Source organism: Bacillus sp. NH11B (assembly GCF_001884205.1).
GTDB lineage: Bacteria > Bacillota > Bacilli > Bacillales > Bacillaceae_G > Bacillus_A > Bacillus_A proteolyticus.
Window position 1 is genome coordinate 166,125 of sequence record NZ_MAOG01000142.1, and the last position, 17,245, is coordinate 183,369.

General features: G+C 31.9%; 27 protein-coding genes and 1 pseudogene. 14 read left to right on the plus strand and 14 right to left on the minus strand.

The genetic code is table 11. The annotated features are described in order from the left end of the window. Positions 1–45 precede the first annotated feature (45 nt). The 8 genes from BAU27_RS28765 to BAU27_RS28800 all read right to left on the minus strand — a co-directional run bounded on the left by BAU27_RS28765 (position 46) and on the right by BAU27_RS28800 (position 4,420). Entirely contained in the window at positions 46–543 is a 498-nt protein-coding gene (locus BAU27_RS28765; RefSeq protein WP_071772822.1) for a hypothetical protein, read from the minus strand. Between the two features lie 46 nt (positions 544–589). Beyond that, positions 590–736 carry a chorismate mutase gene (locus BAU27_RS28770; protein WP_071772823.1) on the minus strand — a complete coding sequence of 49 codons (147 nt, stop codon included), beginning with the start codon at positions 734–736 and terminating at the stop codon, positions 590–592. 188 nt (positions 737–924) lie between these two features. Continuing rightward, the gene (locus tag BAU27_RS28775; RefSeq protein ID WP_071746243.1) at positions 925–1,320 is read right to left on the minus strand and encodes a cytosolic protein; all 396 of its coding nucleotides are present in this window, start codon (positions 1,318–1,320) and stop codon (positions 925–927) included. Between the two features lie 79 nt (positions 1,321–1,399). Further along, positions 1,400–1,642: a GlsB/YeaQ/YmgE family stress response membrane protein gene (locus tag BAU27_RS28780; RefSeq protein ID WP_000638425.1), complete on the minus strand. Its 243-nt coding sequence runs from the start codon at positions 1,640–1,642 to the stop codon at positions 1,400–1,402. 123 nt (positions 1,643–1,765) lie between these two features. Beyond that, the gene (locus tag BAU27_RS28785; protein ID WP_071772824.1) at positions 1,766–2,731 is read right to left on the minus strand and encodes a nucleoside hydrolase; all 966 of its coding nucleotides are present in this window, start codon (positions 2,729–2,731) and stop codon (positions 1,766–1,768) included. 84 nt (positions 2,732–2,815) lie between these two features. Then, a complete protein-coding gene (locus BAU27_RS28790; RefSeq protein WP_000621876.1) occupies positions 2,816–3,004 on the minus strand; it encodes a DUF3970 family protein in 189 nt (62 codons plus the stop codon). 69 nt (positions 3,005–3,073) lie between these two features. Further along, the gene (locus BAU27_RS28795) at positions 3,074–3,859 is read right to left on the minus strand and encodes a class I SAM-dependent methyltransferase (protein ID WP_071772825.1); all 786 of its coding nucleotides are present in this window, start codon (positions 3,857–3,859) and stop codon (positions 3,074–3,076) included. A gap of 186 nt (positions 3,860–4,045) precedes the next feature. Then, entirely contained in the window at positions 4,046–4,420 is a 375-nt protein-coding gene (locus tag BAU27_RS28800) for a hypothetical protein (RefSeq protein ID WP_071772826.1), read from the minus strand. A gap of 484 nt (positions 4,421–4,904) precedes the next feature. Between BAU27_RS28800 and BAU27_RS28810 the strand changes: the two genes are divergently transcribed. The 8 genes from BAU27_RS28810 (at position 4,905) to coaW (ending at position 11,172) form a co-directional block, all read left to right on the plus strand. Further along, complete coding sequence (locus tag BAU27_RS28810; protein ID WP_071746284.1) at positions 4,905–5,057, plus strand: YqbF domain-containing protein; 153 nt, start codon at positions 4,905–4,907, stop codon at positions 5,055–5,057. A 170-nt stretch (positions 5,058–5,227) separates the two neighbouring features. Continuing rightward, on the plus strand, positions 5,228–5,662 hold the full coding sequence (exsC, locus tag BAU27_RS28815; protein WP_071746248.1) for an exosporium protein ExsC: 435 nt from the start codon (positions 5,228–5,230) through the stop codon (positions 5,660–5,662). Between the two features lie 303 nt (positions 5,663–5,965). Then, positions 5,966–7,168, plus strand: coding sequence for an MFS transporter (locus BAU27_RS28820; protein ID WP_071746249.1), 1,203 nt, complete (start codon positions 5,966–5,968; stop codon positions 7,166–7,168). Between the two features lie 167 nt (positions 7,169–7,335). Next, positions 7,336–7,629: a hypothetical protein gene (locus tag BAU27_RS28825; RefSeq protein ID WP_071746250.1), complete on the plus strand. Its 294-nt coding sequence runs from the start codon at positions 7,336–7,338 to the stop codon at positions 7,627–7,629. A 185-nt stretch (positions 7,630–7,814) separates the two neighbouring features. Then, entirely contained in the window at positions 7,815–8,183 is a 369-nt protein-coding gene (locus BAU27_RS28830; protein WP_071746251.1) for a hypothetical protein, read from the plus strand. A 486-nt stretch (positions 8,184–8,669) separates the two neighbouring features. Next, entirely contained in the window at positions 8,670–9,869 is a 1,200-nt protein-coding gene (locus BAU27_RS28840) for an LL-diaminopimelate aminotransferase (protein ID WP_071772828.1), read from the plus strand. 55 nt (positions 9,870–9,924) lie between these two features. Then, complete coding sequence (locus BAU27_RS28845; RefSeq protein WP_071746254.1) at positions 9,925–10,323, plus strand: 3-hydroxyacyl-ACP dehydratase FabZ family protein; 399 nt, start codon at positions 9,925–9,927, stop codon at positions 10,321–10,323. Between the two features lie 27 nt (positions 10,324–10,350). Further along, positions 10,351–11,172 carry a type II pantothenate kinase gene (gene coaW / locus BAU27_RS28850; RefSeq protein WP_071772829.1) on the plus strand — a complete coding sequence of 274 codons (822 nt, stop codon included), beginning with the start codon at positions 10,351–10,353 and terminating at the stop codon, positions 11,170–11,172. Positions 11,173–11,194: 22 nt separating this feature from the next. Here the strand turns inward: coaW and BAU27_RS28855 are convergent. Further along, positions 11,195–11,698, minus strand: a pseudogene (locus BAU27_RS28855) (2'-5' RNA ligase family protein); the annotation flags it as partial. A gap of 365 nt (positions 11,699–12,063) precedes the next feature. On the opposite strand from BAU27_RS28855, the gene BAU27_RS28860 reads away from it, so the two are divergent. Continuing rightward, entirely contained in the window at positions 12,064–12,759 is a 696-nt protein-coding gene (locus BAU27_RS28860) for a hypothetical protein (RefSeq protein WP_242477368.1), read from the plus strand. A gap of 26 nt (positions 12,760–12,785) precedes the next feature. Then, positions 12,786–12,998 (plus strand): hypothetical protein, encoded by a 213-nt coding sequence (locus BAU27_RS33120; RefSeq protein ID WP_254798033.1) that lies wholly within the window; start codon positions 12,786–12,788, stop codon positions 12,996–12,998. A gap of 34 nt (positions 12,999–13,032) precedes the next feature. Here BAU27_RS33120 and BAU27_RS28865 read toward each other — a convergent pair whose 3' ends face one another. The 5 genes from BAU27_RS28865 to BAU27_RS28885 all read right to left on the minus strand — a co-directional run bounded on the left by BAU27_RS28865 (position 13,033) and on the right by BAU27_RS28885 (position 16,226). Then, positions 13,033–13,512: a CcdC family protein gene (locus BAU27_RS28865; protein ID WP_071772830.1), complete on the minus strand. Its 480-nt coding sequence runs from the start codon at positions 13,510–13,512 to the stop codon at positions 13,033–13,035. A gap of 32 nt (positions 13,513–13,544) precedes the next feature. Further along, a complete protein-coding gene (locus tag BAU27_RS28870) occupies positions 13,545–14,216 on the minus strand; it encodes a DUF4052 family protein (RefSeq protein ID WP_071772831.1) in 672 nt (223 codons plus the stop codon). Beyond that, positions 14,213–15,085, minus strand: a complete 873-nt coding sequence (locus BAU27_RS28875) for an ABC transporter ATP-binding protein (protein ID WP_071746259.1) — start codon at positions 15,083–15,085, stop codon at positions 14,213–14,215. The genes BAU27_RS28870 and BAU27_RS28875 overlap by 4 nt, the downstream gene beginning before the upstream one ends. After that, the gene (locus tag BAU27_RS28880; RefSeq protein WP_071746260.1) at positions 15,082–15,462 is read right to left on the minus strand and encodes a GntR family transcriptional regulator; all 381 of its coding nucleotides are present in this window, start codon (positions 15,460–15,462) and stop codon (positions 15,082–15,084) included. The genes BAU27_RS28875 and BAU27_RS28880 overlap by 4 nt, the downstream gene beginning before the upstream one ends. Positions 15,463–15,632: 170 nt before the next feature. Next, positions 15,633–16,226, minus strand: a complete 594-nt coding sequence (locus BAU27_RS28885) for a DUF4825 domain-containing protein (RefSeq protein WP_071772832.1) — start codon at positions 16,224–16,226, stop codon at positions 15,633–15,635. Between the two features lie 440 nt (positions 16,227–16,666). Between BAU27_RS28885 and BAU27_RS28890 the strand changes: the two genes are divergently transcribed. From BAU27_RS28890 to BAU27_RS28905, 4 genes are all read left to right on the plus strand, one after another. After that, entirely contained in the window at positions 16,667–16,807 is a 141-nt protein-coding gene (locus BAU27_RS28890) for a YrzI family small protein (RefSeq protein WP_071772833.1), read from the plus strand. Positions 16,808–16,834: 27 nt separating this feature from the next. Next, positions 16,835–16,978 carry a YrzI family small protein gene (locus tag BAU27_RS28895; RefSeq protein ID WP_071746262.1) on the plus strand — a complete coding sequence of 48 codons (144 nt, stop codon included), beginning with the start codon at positions 16,835–16,837 and terminating at the stop codon, positions 16,976–16,978. Positions 16,979–17,005: 27 nt separating this feature from the next. Beyond that, the gene (locus BAU27_RS28900; protein WP_071746263.1) at positions 17,006–17,149 is read left to right on the plus strand and encodes a YrzI family small protein; all 144 of its coding nucleotides are present in this window, start codon (positions 17,006–17,008) and stop codon (positions 17,147–17,149) included. A gap of 26 nt (positions 17,150–17,175) precedes the next feature. Continuing rightward, positions 17,176–17,245 (plus strand): YrzI family small protein (locus tag BAU27_RS28905; protein WP_116733474.1); only part of this gene is annotated, 70 nt, incomplete at its 3' end.

Sequence of the window (17,245 nt, forward strand, 5' to 3'; positions counted from 1 at the left end):
TTTACTTGTTAACAAAAAATAAATCTTTCCCTTTTGTTTTTGAGATTAATCAAACCATTTGTCTCCATCAGAAATCCATTTATTGTTATGTAAATCAAAACATTCATCATAATCATGAAAACTAAAGTAGGACGGTAATTTAACACTCGTACCACCTGCTTTGTTCCAGCACATAGCAAACCATTCCACTATAGCTTTCTTTTCAATTTCTGATAACTCCCCATCATTTTCTTCATAAAATTCCCAAAATTCGTCTGATTCGTCGTCATGGAATTTATAATATTCCACATCATCTATCAAATCGTGACTACCAGAAAAGACACCGCTATCCATTCCTTCATAAAAAACTTCATTTGCTCCTCTATCCATCGAAAACATGACAATTGACATTTCAAATGACTGAACAAAAGCTGTGAAATCTATTATATCTATCCCTTCATAATAATTAAACCGAAGTGTCTCTCTAATATTTCTAATCAAATCAATCGATTTTTCTTCAAGCCCTTTTTTTAAAGAATTTGTATAATTTTCTATTGTAAACAAATTATCTCCCCTAAATATTGCGTCTATTCAAATTACAAAAATTACATTAAAAGGTTAATCTTAACTTCTTTACATATGTAGCGAAAATACTTTTTACAGTTTCGAAATTGTGAGCGAATGTATTGTCTCCACTTAATGACGTGATAACAGTTAATCCTGCTGCTTTAATAAAATGTTTTACATCTACGGGCATAATAATAGCCTCCATTAATTTAGTTACGCTAATTATAACAGAAGTTTTACCACTGAAACACGGAAGAAATAAAACAGTTCTCCAAAATGAATCTCTATTCTCAACCTATATCGGCCACAGTTCCTGAAAGGCACGACATATAAATAAAAAAGCTGTCCTAATCAAGGACAGCTTCAAAATATGTATCTTTACACTTCAATTGATTTACCGTCTTCAACGATATGGTAAAGTAAGTGAGCTAAATGATGAATTGGACCATACTCTTCCTCTTCTTCATTTGTTTCACCTTGGAATTCAAGATCATTTAAGTATAATGCTAAAAATTGATAGTATAGTTTTAAATCAAATCCGTAGCAAGCACTTGGTTCTTCATGATCTCCTTCATATTGTAACATTAAGTATTGATCATTTCCTTCTGCATCTTCTGCATCAAAGAATACGAAGAAGCCAACGTTTGTATCTAAATCAAATAGATGACGAGTACCTTTTTCTGTTGCTTTATTGAAGTCCTCTTCACTTAATTTATGTACTGTTGTCGCTTTTGCATTATCTTCTTGATGGAAATTTACTGTGAATGATTTCAATGCTGACACCTCCTGATTGTATAACAGTAGCATAACATATAAAATGGACTGCTTACAAATGTAAACAGTCCACCTATCTTCATTTCCGGATTGCTCGCAACAGAAAACTCACGATGAAGATTAAAATAATCGCACCGATTAAAGCTGGAATAATCGCAAAGCCACCAATAACAGGACCGAATTTTCCAAGTAATAACGAACCAAGCCAAGAACCGATAATACCAGCAATAATATTACCAATTACACCGCCCGGTACATCCTTTCCAGTGATTAAACTTGCAAACCATCCTAATATACCACCGACGATTAAATACCAAATCATATCATTACCTCCTATATATTTAACCTATAAAAATATAATCTGAAACAATTGCTTACCATTAGTTATGTTTCATTTTTCGTAAGTTATTCGTCTTATGAAAATCATTCTAATCTGCTCAACCTATTAAGGACAATCTGGCTTCAATATTGTTCTCATAAATTCGTCTTTAAACGCTTGATAATTAAATCCAACGGCAATTCTTTGTATAGGACGATTATCAAATGTCGTTGGCTCAGCTATTTTTCTAAAATCTGCAACACTTTGACCTCTCGTTACATCGTTCGTCGTACTAATCCAAACTGATGATTTTTTATATTCAAAAATATCATCAGTTATAAAAGAAATGAACGGAAGTAAATCGTGAATCGGACTCCCAGCAATACCTGGATATTCTTTTTTATAAAAATTTTCAAAATAAAAATCAATCATTGGTTTAATAAGTTTCGCCTGTCCTGTCCCTTCTTTATCAATAATATCGACCATTTCAGGAGTAATAAGTGCTGCTTGCGTTACATTTAACGGATATATAGTAGCATTCTTTGCATATTTCATTACGATATTTGCCGCAATTGGATCACCGTAAAAATTAGCTTCAGATACTGGTGTAACATTACCTGGAAATAGAAAAGCACCGCCCATTATATAATAGGAACATACTCGATTCATTAAATTTGGATACAATAAAAATAATGTTGCAAGTGTCGTTAATCGTCCCGTCGCCACAATAATAATATTTTCAGGACAAGGCTCAATTAATTTAATCAATTCGCAAAAATTTTCGCTGTTACAAATTCTCATTTTCGGTGGAATAATTGGACCTAAACCGTGATCTCCATGAATTTCAGGGAAAAATAAAGGTTCTTCAGCTGTCATCGGTCTACTGGCACCTTCAATAATCTTCACTTCTGTAGCATAGTATTTTTCTAAAAAATACACATTTTCCATTACAATTTCTCTTGATACATTTCCATACTCTGCAACAATACCTATAATATCTAATTTGCATGTTTTATTCGCATAAATTAACGTTACTGCATCATCAATTCCAAAATCTCCGAAAAAGATTATTTTTTTATTAACTTTCCTCACCCCTCTCCAGCATAATCTACTATCATTATTATGCGAAAAAGACAAGGCGGTGAAAAAGAGATAATTAAAAAAGCCGCCTATTTATTATTTATTGGCGACTTCAATCTTTTTATAAGATAAATATGCTAGTACACTTTTGCTTGAATCATATTTCGGATTATTCCCTTTTCTCGGTTCTCTCATATGTGTTTTTTCAAACCCAGGAATATCAGGCATTCTTTGCAAAAATTCAAGCATTTCTTCCTCAGTTCCTTCAATACGTACACGAATCATTATTGCTATTCCTCAATTCTCATTTTCTCTGTACTAAGTATATCGTACTTCAGAAAGTCTGCAAGAAATTTATCTTTTTAATGTTGAACTTTTTTTACAGACGAACAGTGCCATTTCAGTATAGAACGACTCTACTTTATTATTATCAAAGTGAATGTTGAAGAATTCCTGCATTTCGTTTGATGTTTTCATCATACATTCTGTTAACTTTAGACGCTTTTGCACAGGCACATCCATCATATTGCACCACCAGTCAAAATCAAACTTTTTGTCAAAAGTAAGACATGACTGCATTTGTAAACCATGTTTTTCTAATAAAGTAATCCATTCTGTTTTTTTCAAAGCTCGTTCATGGCTTGGATCACGTTTCTTTTCGATAAAGTTATAAAATGTATCAAACTCATTATTTTCTGGTGAAACATTATCAATTAATATAAATAATCCTTCATCCTCTAACGTTCGATGTACTTCAAAAATAAATTGCGAAGGGTCAACAAAATGATGTGCTGCAATTCGGCATGTAATTGTATCAAAAGATTCTTCAGCAAATGGTAACCTTTCTGCATGTCCTGCTACAAAAGATACGTTTTCATGTCCGTTCCCTATTATAAAACCTTTTGCCTTTTCTAACATTTTTTCTGTTAAATCAAGAGCGACTACCTCTTTAAACATTGGGGCTAAGAAATTAGCAACATGTCCACCACCAGTAGCAATATCAAGAAGACGAGTATTATGACGAGCTTCAACTTGCTTAACTACATATTGTAAATCCGGTCCATTTGCATGTATTTTACTTTTCACATACTTTTCTGCATTACTACCAAATTGTTGTTTCACAAGCTCTTCTTTACTCATTTTTATCAACTTCTTTCTATAAGTATTCATATAATTAATAAGTTCTCTTTATATAATTTCAAATCCTCTTTTAGGCTCCATTCCTTGTATAAGAATACTAGTAACCCCAAAACATAACTCTTATGTTTTTAATTACAAAACAAAAAAGGTTACGAGAACTTATCCCGTAACCTTGAAAAACATCTCTTACATTAGAGTGCATACATTTATGTCTAAAAAATTTATATCCTCCTTTAACTTCATAAGAACTTCCACTTCCTTATAAGTAGCCTCTCTCGCATACAATCCAAATTGATCCATACCAACCCATATCCATCCTGGAGTATCATAAAGTATATCTATGTTGAAATGATGCAACTTAGTAAGTTCTGATCTAATAAACCTGTCCCTACTAGCGATTTGCTTATCTATTAAACCATATTCTTTCCCATTGTCAGAAAGCGCTATAACCTTTCCTATTAGTGGATGTTCACGAACAATAAAGTGATATTCCTTTTCATCGATATTCGCCACAATCGTACGAGAATTGGATACATCAAATCCAGAATTCAGTACATTCATATCGATCAGCTCCTTTATTGTTTTCATTAACATCATAACAAATGAATATTTAAATAATATTAATATAATGTAAAAAATATAAAGGCTGACTTCCCTTTAGAAATCAGCCTTTACACGTTATTCGTCTTTAAATTCTTTACAAAATTTCATAATACTTCTTTCTCTTCATCATTTCCGGAAACTAAATTCCCTAAAACATCCGCAGTAACTTCGACTACAAATTCACAAATCCCTGCTACAACTTCTCCAATTACTTCCTCCATCTTTCCACCCCCTTGTTTTATGGAACTTATTTGTAGTATAGGAGATATTGGTTAATTTTAACTATCGGAAAAAGTGACAAAAACATTACAGATTTGTAAGCTATTTCAATGTTTTTTGAATTTATACTTCTCCTATTTGAAACTTTAAGTATTATTAACAACCAGATAGGTCATCATAATATAAAGTATTTAAGAATCCTAATTTAAAGGAGGCGTGTAAAATATACTACGTAAAACTAATTAAAGGTCAATCTTTCTATGCTTTTGATCATCGTTTCTTAATATCTCAAGAAGAAGCGGTTTCGGAAAAGATTTTTAATCACTTACGCCGTAATGAATTCTTTGAAGTGCGTAAAGAAGAATATTCTGCCTAAAGTATGAAAAGCATCAAAAAATGACTCTCATAATTGGGATTTTTTCTTGATGCTTTTATATTATCTCCCTCTATTCAACATTACTCCTTAATTTTCTTAAAATCTTATAGTATATGTCCAAGCTAATTCATCGTTACCTTCATATTTTAGTATATGAGGAGGTGACGAATATGACTCATATCATTGATTACCAAGCTACTCAACCTTTAAATAAAACCGGTGAAACAACTTTTGTAATTCCCCATTCCCCAGAAAAAGCAATTCTAGCAAATATTAAATTAAAAATTTCAAGAAGAGATGCACGTAATAATCGAGTTGAATTAATTGCTACAGTTGGAGTTGAAGGTATAACTGAGATTTCACAAGTTTTATTCCGAATTTTCCGTGACAATACAGAAATCTTCAACGCTCAAGTAGGGATTGAATCTACAGATTCTGAGCAATTTTACGCGCAAACATTTCAAGCTATAGATCAAAATGTTAGCTGCGGGACTCACGAATATTCATTAACTGTAGAAAACCTTACTAGTGGTGCAAGTGCAAATGTTGTTGGTCCACTATCTTTTAGCGGTTTAGCTATTGGACAAGATCATAAGTGTTGCTAAGTAAATTTGTTGTTTAATTTTGTATTTCAAAAAAGCGAGACGTAGTATATACGTACTCGCTTTTTTATTTTCTCTATATTTATTCTTGCGTTCAATTAGTATTTAATCATAATTTTTCACATTTCGATTTACATATTCCTTCAATTAAAAAATCAAATTTTTAACAAATCAAAAATATTGAAATCCATTTATGAAACACGTAATATAGACTCTGACTCTAAAAAAGTTCGTACAAAACACTATATAAATAAGGAGGTTTTATATACGAGTTTTTCATTTTAAAAGACAGAGAGGTTTTATATTATGTGGCGTAACAAAAACGTTTGGATTGTTCTAATTGGGGAGTTTATTGCTGGTCTAGGATTATGGCTTGGTATACTTGGTAACCTGGAATTTATGCAAAAATATGTCCCTTCTGATTTCATGAAATCAGTTATATTATTTATCGGACTATTAGCAGGAGTTCTAGTCGGTCCTATGGCTGGCCGTGTCATCGATCAGTATGAAAAGAAAAAAGTTCTTCTATATGCTGGCTTCGGTCGGGTTTTAAGTGTTATTTTTATGTTTTTCGCTATTCAATATGAAAGTATCGCCTTTATGATTGCATTTATGATTGCACTTCAAATTTCAGCTGCATTTTATTTCCCTGCATTACAATCTGTAATTCCTCTAATCGTTCGTGAGCATGAGTTATTACAGATGAACGGTGTACATATGAATGTTGGTACAATCGCTCGTATTGCGGGTACTTCACTAGGTGGAATTCTTTTAGTTGTAATGAGTTTACAGTATATGTATGCCTTCTCAATGGCAGCATACGCTTTATTATTCCTCTCAACTTTCTTCCTACAATTTGAAGATAAAAAGTCAACTACATCAAGTAAACAATCAGCTAAAGATAATAGCTTTATGGAAGTATTTCGTATTTTAAAAGGAATTCCTATTGCTTTTACAGCACTTATATTAAGTATTATCCCTCTATTATTTATAGCTGGATTCAATTTAATGGTTATTAACATTAGCGAAATGCAACACGATCCAACGATTAAAGGATTCATATATACAATTGAAGGTGTAGCATTTATGTTAGGTGCCTTCGTTATTAAACGTTTATCTGATCATTTCAAACCTGAAAAGTTACTATATTTCTTCGCAATTTGTACCGCTTTTGCACACCTTTCATTGTTCTTTAGCGATATAAAATGGATGGCTCTTACATCGTTTGGTTTGTTTGGCTTTAGTGTCGGCTGTTTCTTCCCTATTATGTCGACAATTTTCCAAACGAAAGTAGAAAAAAGCTATCACGGCCGCCTCTTCTCATTCCGTAATATGTTTGAGAGAGTTATGTTCCAAATTGTCTTACTTGGAACTGGCTTCTTCTTAGATACGATCGGGTTACAATATATGGTTCTCATTTTCGGAGTCATTTCATTGTTAATTATTTTCATTTCCCTATCTAAACAGAAACAATATGAAAAACAACCTTCGCAATCTGCGAATTTATAAAACTAATACTTCTTAAGAATGGATCCAGTATTTTAATATGGCTCCATTCTTTTTCAATTTCTAGGATTGAAATTTATATGCTTTGTATAGTTCCAATTTTTAAAGGAGTATCCCCTACTACTTTCGAATACAATAAATTATAGATTCTTCAAAAAGGAGCTGTGGAAATGTCTGCTGGTATCCAATTATTAATTACCCTTCTGTTTTCATTCGTTATGTTTGGCGCCCTTAATTTTTTAGCCATTTCCTTATCTCAAAATAACTTTAAAAGAAGGATTGTGGCGGGTTTCGTATTTTTACTGCTGACTCCCGTTGTTTTTTTGACAACTTTAACCTTTGCTTCTATTTTCGACAAAAGTGTGTTTGGATCTGCTACTTTAGCATTTATCATGGCTACTATATATATTTTAAATGGGCTAATCGTCCTTATTTCCTCTACTTTTATCCCCCAAAAAGCATAATAAAATATATCCTGCTAGGCATGAATACTAGTATTACGCTAGATTCATGCCTTTTATTTTTCACTATGCTTTTCCAAATTTTTATGCGAAATTAAGTATTTCTTTAAAAAAATTTAAACTTTATTTATTACAATATCCCTATCGTATTCGCACGTTTATTAACAATAGTATGAAAGGAGCACAAAATGAAAAAGTTTCTACTTACAATAGCTATACTAGTCGTCCTACTTAGCGGATGCAGCAATAACGATATATACGGTTCTTGGGAAGTTGTTGACAACAAAAACGGTCAATGTCCTGTATTATATAAATTTGAAACAATTGTAAAAGAAGAAAAGAAAGAAAAGGTTGTTCAAAATTTAGTAGAAATGCAAACAACAAAGAAAAAAGAAGATTTATATAAAGGTTCGTTTGTGAAAAATTCTAATGTATATCACATTGATTATGGTAACTCTTTTACATCGGATCAAACTTTGAAAGTTGTCGATAATAAATTAAATGTATACTTTATAAACGTAGAAAAGATGTGTACTTATAAAAAAACAAGTGATTAACTATATGTATTTTACAAAACCGCAAAATATATTTTTGCGGTTTTCCACTATAGATGTTTTCTTATAAAAATATGTACCCTTTTAAATCCTTTAATTATAATATAAAATTGATTAACAATTTTTTTATTGTGAGGTGCTTTTTGAAAAGCTTAAGTTTTTTAATTATATCAAAAGTTTGTTCCGTAACCCTTATTTTATGGAATGCTATTTCATTCTATGAAAAATATACTACTGCGAATTCATACTATTGGATTAGTGGCATACTTGGTATAGTTTTCGTATTCTTTTTAATACAAAACATCCGAGATATTATAAACAAAGATTATAAAACATCATAACTGTTATAGAAAAATATATAATGGTGTAATCCTCCCTCTAAAATTGTCAATCGTTTTAATTTTCATAAAAAAATGATAAAATGTAAACATGTGTTTTCAGAATAATTAAAAACGCAGAAAGAAAACACTGTTTTTAGGAGGGGTTTTGATGACTTACACGTTAGCAACTAGAATGAAAGCATTCCAATCTTCTATATTTAGTGAATTAGGGGCCTATAAAAAAGAGAAAATTGCAGCAGGTCATAAAATGATCGATTTAAGTATCGGGAATCCTGATATGCCTCCTGCTGATTTCGTAAGAGAAGCAATGGTACATACGGCGAGTGAAAAAGAAAGCTATGGATACACATTAACAGGCATACAAGAATTTCACGAAGCTGTAACTGAATATTACAACAACACTCATAACGTTATATTAATTGCTGAAAAAGAAGTTTTATTATTAATGGGTTCACAAGACGGACTCGTTCATTTACCGATGGTTTTTGCAAATCCGGGAGATATTATATTAGTTCCTGATCCAGGATATACGGCTTATGAAACAGGAATTCAAATGGCCGGCGCAACATCTTACTACATGCCATTAAAGAAAGAAAATGATTTCTTACCTAACTTAGAAGTTATCCCTGAAGAAATTGCCAATAAAGCTAAGATGATGATTTTAAACTTCCCAGGGAATCCAGTTCCAGCAATGGCTCATGAAGATTTCTTTAAAGAAGTAATCGCATTCGCGAAAAAACATAATATTATCGTTGTCCATGATTTTGCTTATGCTGAATTTTATTTTGATGGCCAAAAGCCAATTAGCTTCTTATCTGTACCTGGCGCAAAAGAAGTTGGCGTTGAAATTAATTCTTTATCTAAAAGTTATAGTTTAGCTGGTAGCCGTATTGGTTATATGATTGGTAACGAAGAAATCGTCGGTGCGCTTACGCAATTTAAGTCTAATACAGATTACGGCGTGTTTTTACCAATTCAAAAAGCTGCATCCGCTGCATTACGACACGGCGCTTCTTTTTGTGAGAAAAACCGTGGAATTTACCAAGAACGTAGAGATACTTTAGTAGATGGATTCCGCCAATTTGGCTGGAATGTCGATAAACCCGCTGGGAGTATGTTCGTTTGGGCTGAAATTCCGAAAGGATGGACCTCTCTAAAGTTCGCTTATGCACTTATGGATCGTGCGAATGTCGTTGTCACACCAGGTCATGCTTTCGGTCCTCACGGCGAAGGCTTTGTACGTATTGCACTAGTTCAAGATAAAGTAGTATTGCAAGAAGCAGTTGAAAACATTAAAAATAGCGGTATTTTCTCTATTGAAAAAATAGAAGAATTAGTTAAAAATTAATAGTAACTCCCCTGCTTAACTTTAGCAGGGGTATTATTATTCCTGGAGGTACGGTATGAATATTAAAGATACTCTTCCCCATCGCTATCCATTTTTAATGGTTGATAAAATTACAAACGTTAAAGAATCACAATCAGCTACAGGATACAAACTAATTACAAATAACGAATGGTTTATTAATGAAAGTCAAAACTACATGCCTCATATGTTAATTGTAGAAGCACTTGCCCAACTTAGTGCTTTTGTAAGTACAGGTGAATCTGAAGGACTTGGTTTCCTCTCCTCTTTAGATGGGGTGGAATTTCATGCAAATGCGTATCCTGGTGATAAACTTGACTTACATTATGAATTAACACGTAACAGACGAGGTTTTATTCTTGGAAAAGGAATTGCCTCTGTAAACGGTCAATCAATCGTTACCATTGAAAAGCTATTAATATATCAAGCTGATTAAACATATTACATAGTAAGGAGTAGGAAAATGCGGAATGTTGTTGGTATTGATGCTGGGGGAACATTAACAAAAATTGCTTACTTTAACGAAATGAACAAATTAGTTTTTGAAAAATTTTATTCATATGAACAAGAAAGAATTATAGAATGGCTTCATAATAATAATTCAATTACACAATTATGCATTACAGGTGGTAAAGCTAAACAGTTAGAACAACTACTTTCAGGTTCATATGAAATAGTAGAGTTAAACGAGTTTGAAGCTACTTTAGCAGGAGTACGATACATACTAAAAGAAGAAAAACGTGCTATTAACAACTTTGTATTAACAAATATCGGTACAGGTACTTCCATTCACTACGTTCACGACAAGCAATACGTTCGCGCTGGTGGAACTGGAGTTGGCGGTGGTACTATTATGGGTCTTTCAAAACTATTAACAAATATAGATCATTTTGAAGATGTGATTCCGCTTACGAAAATTGGTTCAAGAAAAAGTCTAGATATTACAGTTGGAGATATTTATGGCGGGATTCTCTCCCCTATTGATAATAACTTAACTGCTAGCAATTTCGGAAAAGCGACCATTACAGACTCAAATTATAGTAGTTCAGATATACTCGCTACCGTTCAAGGACTTGTCGGTGAAGTCGTCACAGCATTAAGCCTTCAATTCGCCGAAGCGAAAAATATTGACCATATCATTTACATCGGTTCTACTCTATGTAATAACGTACATCTTCAAAATATTATTAGTAGCTATACAGAATATCAAAACAAAATACCAGTCTTTTTACGAGACGGCGGTTATAGTGGTGCGATTGGTGCTTTACTTCATGGTATGAAATAAAAAAGCTGACTTTTGTCAGCTTTTTTTGCAATGGTACTTCAAATTCAATAATTGATTCTCCGTTCTTACCAATTCGTTCCACACTAATTCTATTTATTACACACTTCAACTTCTCATGAAAACTAGGAATCTCCTTCGCTATTTCAGTTGCTAACTCAGGGCTACTTTCTCTTCCGACTGTTACATGCGGTATGTACGGAATGTCTCTTTTTAAAAATCGTAATAAGGGGCCTGTATACAATTTTTCATGTAGTTTTTCTATTTGTTCTTTCCCCTTTTCAACTCCTAAAAACAAATAGTCTCTCACACTTGTTATACGACTTGCAAACTCAATTTCAATTTCTCCTATCCCTTTTGCCAAATTCAAAATATGTGATTTCAGCTCATCATTCGAAATGGAACTTTCAAATGGAAATACAATTGTTATATGCGGTCGAATTAATCCGAATAAAGGATCATGCTTTTCTCTCATACTCTCTATTTCATCAATGGGCATGTTATGTAAAAACAGTAGAATTGTACGCATCTCTTTCTCCTCCACTTAGTATACTTCTTTTATTTCTGTTTTTTTTAATCATAAAACAAGAACATCGCCTCTTCAATAACAACAGGTGAAAGTTACCAAAATCTATTTCATGAAATTCATTAAAACGACTGCATATGTTTGTTATACTGAACGTCGGACTAAATCCCATTATTTTTAGGAGGACCATAATTAAGTAAAAAAGAAAAAAAACCTAGTTAGCAAAACAAGCTATAGCTAAACTATATACTTCCTCCCCCATTATCGTAACTAGTAAAGAGGGTTATGCAGCTATTGATAAAGAGCATATTCAACTGTTCAAATTCATATCAAAAACGAAAGAAATCTCAAGTATAGCAATATATGACTTGAAAGAATTCGATACACTTTCAATTGACCAATACTTAATTAAAGCTGTTATGATGTTTAAAAGCATACATAAAACATTTGAGTTTATTCCAACCGAACAAACGAAAGATATCGAAAAACTTCTACAAACAAATACTTCTATTCAAATAGAAAAAATCAAACGTAAATGGTTTAATAAAATACTCGGATACCGTAGTCAAACAAAATGGAAAATGATTTTTGCTAGCGCAATATATTTGTTTTTTCTATTTACTGCATTTAGTGGTTTTACAGAAGAAAAGACAAAAGAAACTGCTAATGTAAAACAATCAAAAACTACATCAACAGCCTCAGAACAAAAAAAGACGATGACTAGTACAGAGCAACCAAAAGAAAATGTATTAAAAATGGCTGACGGCAAAAATGTGAATATGCTTATTTATGAACAATATGGCGTAAAATATCAATCTCATGAACCTACTGATATAGAATTTTCAAAAGATAAAACTGTTCTCGAACACTTTGAAAAAATGGCTCAAAAACATAACATGTCAGTCCCTGAATACATCGAAAAAGAGGATGAAATTGTAGCGGCTAATATTCAAAGAGAGAAAGAAGAACTTGCTAATAAACAAACTAAAGCGGACGTTACTAACTATAGCACTACCGATTCTTCTCAATCTAAAAAAATATACAAAATGTACTTAATCAATTAAATAATGACATTAATACGTGGAAATCAATGAGTGGTGATAATTTAACTCAAGCAGATATAACAGTTATTAACAATGATTTAAAACTTGTACTTGAACATGTTCAAGATTTAGAAGATGAAGTAGGATCGACTCCACAAACAGAGCAATTTAAACGTGCAGTAAATGCTCATATGAGAGCATTTGAAATTGGTTCAGCTAAAGATGTTTCGAAACTTGTATTACAAGCAAATAGTCTATAAAAATAAAAACTTCTCAAATGAGAAGTTTTTATTTTTATATCGCATGATTACTATTCTCGCGCCAAACTTTCCTAAACTTTATATAACACGCAATTCTCCACGGAATAATATAAGATACTGCAACTACGTAAAATAATAAACCTATCGTTTGTTGATCTAAATCTACAATAAATTGTCTTGAACCATATCTTAAAACGACAAGTGCAATAAAAGTAATTAAAAAGGCAGCACTTTTTTTCGTATAAATATTCCCATCATCTCTCCGCTCATAATTTGTTAAAACTATAAGTGGCACAGCGAAAATTACACCAATGAATACCGCTATAATTACTTGTAATATAGCTGGATGTACGGGACCTAAAAACCATACAATACCTGGTGTTAAAAATAGTAATGGCCATAAAATACGTTTTCCCGATCCCTTTATTGGCTTGTGCATGGAGCGATAACGACGCCAAAAAATCAGCAATGCTATGCATAAAAAGACGGTTATTAATGAAGAAGTATCTCCCATTTACTCTTCCTTCTCTCTTGAAATAATTGAATTTATATCGTATCTTCAAACGAAACCTTACGAATAAATAGAGCGCTAATTACAATATATATGAAAATAAGAACAATCGAAACTGATATGAAATTAGGTATTTCTAGCAACATTTTACTATTAATAAATACCAATTCTTTTATTCCTATTCCTGCATACATTGTACTCGCCAATCCAAATAAAAATATAATACTAAAAGCTAATCCAAACCAATTAAATCTCTTCTGAAAAATTGTTGTTGATTGAAATAAACAAGCTAATGTACTATAAAATATGAACTGCACAAAGAATTGTTCAATTGCATATGATCCGAAATTTATCTGTTCTGTTTTATAAAATGTACCTTGTAAAAATAAAACTTGAAGACCTGAAAACAATGCGGATTGCAATAAAATAAAACATATTGAACCAATCAAGAATTGCAATCTAGTGACACTAAACGAGACGACTGTAGGAAAAATATCAAGTTGAATAAGAAACACACTTATCACAATAAACATTACGATTGCAATTGATGAATTATTAAAGATATCGTGTAAAAATGCTACCTTTATTCCCTTTAAATCAGTTGCCGTCATTGTCCCTTTTATAAGTAATGCTACAGTCCAAAAGATAAGAATGGCTTTATAATGATATTTTATATGTAACTTCAACTGCTTCATTAACATCGTCATTTCACTTCACCACCCGTTATGTGAATAAATAGTTTTTGTAATGTAATTCTATCAATTACTAACCCTTCTTTTTCAAGAGAGTAATAATCTTCATTAGAAAGCTCTTCCCATATAACAGCAATCCCCTTATTTCCATAAACTTCTCGATTTATTACTTTTTTATTGATTGCAAACTCGTCCACTTTATCTTTTTTCCCTGAAATAATATGACCTTGTTGTAATAAATCTTCCACTGATGATTGAACAACCAGCTTTCCTTCTTTTATGATGATTACATCTTCGATAATATTAGTTACTTCTTCTACTAAATGTGTTGATAATATAATGGTTCGTGGATACTCACCGTAATCTTCTAATAGTAAACTATAAAACAACTCACGATGTGCTGCGTCTAAACCTGTAGTTGGTTCATCAAAAATAGTAATTGGTGCTCTACTTGCTAATCCTTGAATAATTCCTACAACAGTTTGCATTCCGTGCGATAATTTATGGTATTTTTCTTTCAAATTAAGTTGAAATTTCCTAGCAAGTTCTTCAGCAAACTCTTGATCCCAGTTTTTATAAAACATATTACATAAATTAAAAATCTCTTTAACCTTATTATTTAGGTATGCAGCTTCTTTCACTTTAACAAAACAAATATTTTGCATCGCTTTACTATTTTCAAAAACATTTTCGCCAAATATAGATACACTTCCATTACTTGAAATAATTTGTCCTGCAAGTAAATTTAATAGTGTCGTTTTTCCTGCTCCGTTTCTACCGAGCAAACCATATATTTTATGCTCTTCCAATGAAATCGTTACTTCATTTACTGCTACTTTCTTTTTATATTTTTTCGTTAAATCTTTCGTTTCAAGTGCAATCATCCCTCTTTCCCCTCCTTCGTAATTTTGTGTATCATGTCCATCAATTCGTCTTTTGATATTTCTAGTACTTTTGCTTCTTCCCACACTTTAGGTAAATACTCGGTCATAAAAGTATTTTGTCTTTTTTTTAGTACGACTTCTTTTGCTCCCTTTGCAACAAACATTCCGATCCCTCTCTTTTTATATAAAATCCCTTCATCCACTAATACATTTACCCCTTTAGCTGCAGTAGCTGGATTAATTTGTAGCATTTTCGCAAATTGATTTGTTGATGGAACTTGTTCTTCTTCAAGCAATATGTCTTTTAAAATATCAGATTCAATCGTTTCTGCAATTTGTAAGTATATTAATTTATTTTGTTCTAGAGTAGGTTTCACAATTTCACCACCTTAGGTTCTTAGGTTCATTACTTATGTAATTAACCATATCACAACGTTATATTTTTTTCCATAATTTTCATCAAAAAAAAGAATCATTCGATACTGAATGACTCCCTTTAAAGAATGTCCGTATTTTCAATCGTTAAATAACCATCGCTTCCTCCATATCACTTAGATTCCCGCACAGGATGTTCATCAAAAAATTGCTTTCGAAAATCTTTATTATTAACTAACTTTTCTGTTTTTTCTTGATTACCGTAAAAGAAGTTCATTACGATTCCCTTATTCCATATAAGATCATCCTTTGGCAAATCATTAAATTCTTTATACAGTATGGGTAAAAGTTCTTCTCTTTCCAATGCAAAACTTTGATTTTCAATCTGAAACTCATACCCTTTCGCATTCGGTACTAAAACTGCAAGATAAATAGCATTAAAGAGAAAATTCTTCTTCATCGTATCCTTCCCATCAAACCAATACGTCTCAATCATTTCTTCTGTAAGATTTCCATTCTCTTTTGCACCATATTCCACTTTAATATTTTCATTTTCTAAATTTAAACTTTGAACTGTTTCACCACCAGGTAAGTTTGTAACAATCGCAATAACGTCGGAATTATTTCCAACGTATGTCCCCGTATATTTTTTAAAAGCCCCAAGTTCAATACGTGATATTTCTTTTATTTGTTCCCCATTAGAACAAGCGGTAACAACTAATAAAATTGTTAGCATAACACCTGCTATTCTATTCATATAGTTCATTAGACACCCCCAAGTTCTATTTATTATCCAATCTATACAATGTATCCCTTAAAAACCCTTTAAAATATACGCATTTTAATCAAAATTAAAAATTTTCAATTTTTATGTTTACAATTATCCATTAATTGTATATACTTACTAACGTAAGAAAAATATTCTAAAAGGAGGTCGAAGGAAATGATGAAATTACAATTACATGCTTTAACTTTAGCGTTAACTGCACCTGTGTTTTCTGGACAATTAAATATGAATTCGACCACCCTAATGGAGAATTGAAAATCGTACTTTATTTCTATTAATTCATAAATTCGCCACAGGAGGTCGTATACTTTCCTGTGGCTTTTTCACGCCCAGCCATAGGAGAACGATATCTTCCTGTGGCTTTTTTGTGCGATTTTTTAGTCTCATACATTATTTTTTAAAGAAAGGAGCAACATTCGATGACTATTAGCGTATTGTTTTTAAGTATTACGATTCAAAGAAATACACTTTCCAAAGTTGAAATTCTTCATAATGAGCAAATTGCAAAAGCTATGAATAATGTTAAGGAGCGCCAAGTGCTTTATTGTGATCACCTGTAATTCCTTTTCGAAAGGAGGAATTCGTCTATGACTTTTCATATTTTCTTTTTTACGACAGCACTTCAGAAAAAAACGTTATCTGAAGCTGAAATCTTACGTAAACAACAATTAAAACAAACTATGGATAAAATAACGGACATTAAAAGTTCGTATTATACACAAATGTATTAAAATTTTTTTAAAAGGAGCAATATCCTAATGAAATTTAAGGCTTTCTTTTTAACGATTACCATTCAAAAACGTAAACCTTCAAAAGCTGAAATCTTACGTGAACAACAAATTAAAAATATTATGGATGATGTGAAAGAGCTCCAGTCCTCTTATTACAATCGTCTTTACTAAATAAATTATAAAGGGGCAATATCTTAATGAAATTTAAGGCTTTCTTTTTAACGATTACCATTCAAAAACGTAAACCTTCAAAAGCTGAAATTTTAC

What these genes read in the sequence shown, in the direction of transcription:
- BAU27_RS28825 (WP_071746250.1), top strand. Translation starts at nt 7,336, where the DNA reads ATGTCTGCTGGTATCCAATTATTAATTACCCTTCTGTTTTCATTCGTT.
- coaW (WP_071772829.1), top strand. Translation starts at nt 10,351, where the DNA reads ATGCGGAATGTTGTTGGTATTGATGCTGGGGGAACATTAACAAAAATT.
- BAU27_RS28830 (WP_071746251.1), top strand. Translation starts at nt 7,815, where the DNA reads ATGAAAAAGTTTCTACTTACAATAGCTATACTAGTCGTCCTACTTAGC.
- BAU27_RS28780 (WP_000638425.1), bottom strand. Translation starts at nt 1,642, where the DNA reads ATGATTTGGTATTTAATCGTCGGTGGTATATTAGGATGGTTTGCAAGT.
- BAU27_RS28895 (WP_071746262.1), top strand. Translation starts at nt 16,835, where the DNA reads ATGACTTTTCATATTTTCTTTTTTACGACAGCACTTCAGAAAAAAACG.
- BAU27_RS28770 (WP_071772823.1), bottom strand. Translation starts at nt 736, where the DNA reads ATGCCCGTAGATGTAAAACATTTTATTAAAGCAGCAGGATTAACTGTT.
- BAU27_RS28885 (WP_071772832.1), bottom strand. Translation starts at nt 16,226, where the DNA reads ATGAACTATATGAATAGAATAGCAGGTGTTATGCTAACAATTTTATTA.
- exsC (WP_071746248.1), top strand. Translation starts at nt 5,228, where the DNA reads ATGACTCATATCATTGATTACCAAGCTACTCAACCTTTAAATAAAACC.
- BAU27_RS28845 (WP_071746254.1), top strand. Translation starts at nt 9,925, where the DNA reads ATGAATATTAAAGATACTCTTCCCCATCGCTATCCATTTTTAATGGTT.
- BAU27_RS28795 (WP_071772825.1), bottom strand. Translation starts at nt 3,859, where the DNA reads ATGAGTAAAGAAGAGCTTGTGAAACAACAATTTGGTAGTAATGCAGAA.
- BAU27_RS28800 (WP_071772826.1), bottom strand. Translation starts at nt 4,420, where the DNA reads ATGAATGTACTGAATTCTGGATTTGATGTATCCAATTCTCGTACGATT.
- BAU27_RS28840 (WP_071772828.1), top strand. Translation starts at nt 8,670, where the DNA reads ATGACTTACACGTTAGCAACTAGAATGAAAGCATTCCAATCTTCTATA.
- BAU27_RS28900 (WP_071746263.1), top strand. Translation starts at nt 17,006, where the DNA reads ATGAAATTTAAGGCTTTCTTTTTAACGATTACCATTCAAAAACGTAAA.
- BAU27_RS28870 (WP_071772831.1), bottom strand. Translation starts at nt 14,216, where the DNA reads ATGACGATGTTAATGAAGCAGTTGAAGTTACATATAAAATATCATTAT.
- BAU27_RS28890 (WP_071772833.1), top strand. Translation starts at nt 16,667, where the DNA reads ATGACTATTAGCGTATTGTTTTTAAGTATTACGATTCAAAGAAATACA.
- BAU27_RS28865 (WP_071772830.1), bottom strand. Translation starts at nt 13,512, where the DNA reads ATGGGAGATACTTCTTCATTAATAACCGTCTTTTTATGCATAGCATTG.
- BAU27_RS28820 (WP_071746249.1), top strand. Translation starts at nt 5,966, where the DNA reads ATGTGGCGTAACAAAAACGTTTGGATTGTTCTAATTGGGGAGTTTATT.
- BAU27_RS28875 (WP_071746259.1), bottom strand. Translation starts at nt 15,085, where the DNA reads ATGATTGCACTTGAAACGAAAGATTTAACGAAAAAATATAAAAAGAAA.
- BAU27_RS28790 (WP_000621876.1), bottom strand. Translation starts at nt 3,004, where the DNA reads ATGATTCGTGTACGTATTGAAGGAACTGAGGAAGAAATGCTTGAATTT.
- BAU27_RS33120 (WP_254798033.1), top strand. Translation starts at nt 12,786, where the DNA reads ATGAGTGGTGATAATTTAACTCAAGCAGATATAACAGTTATTAACAAT.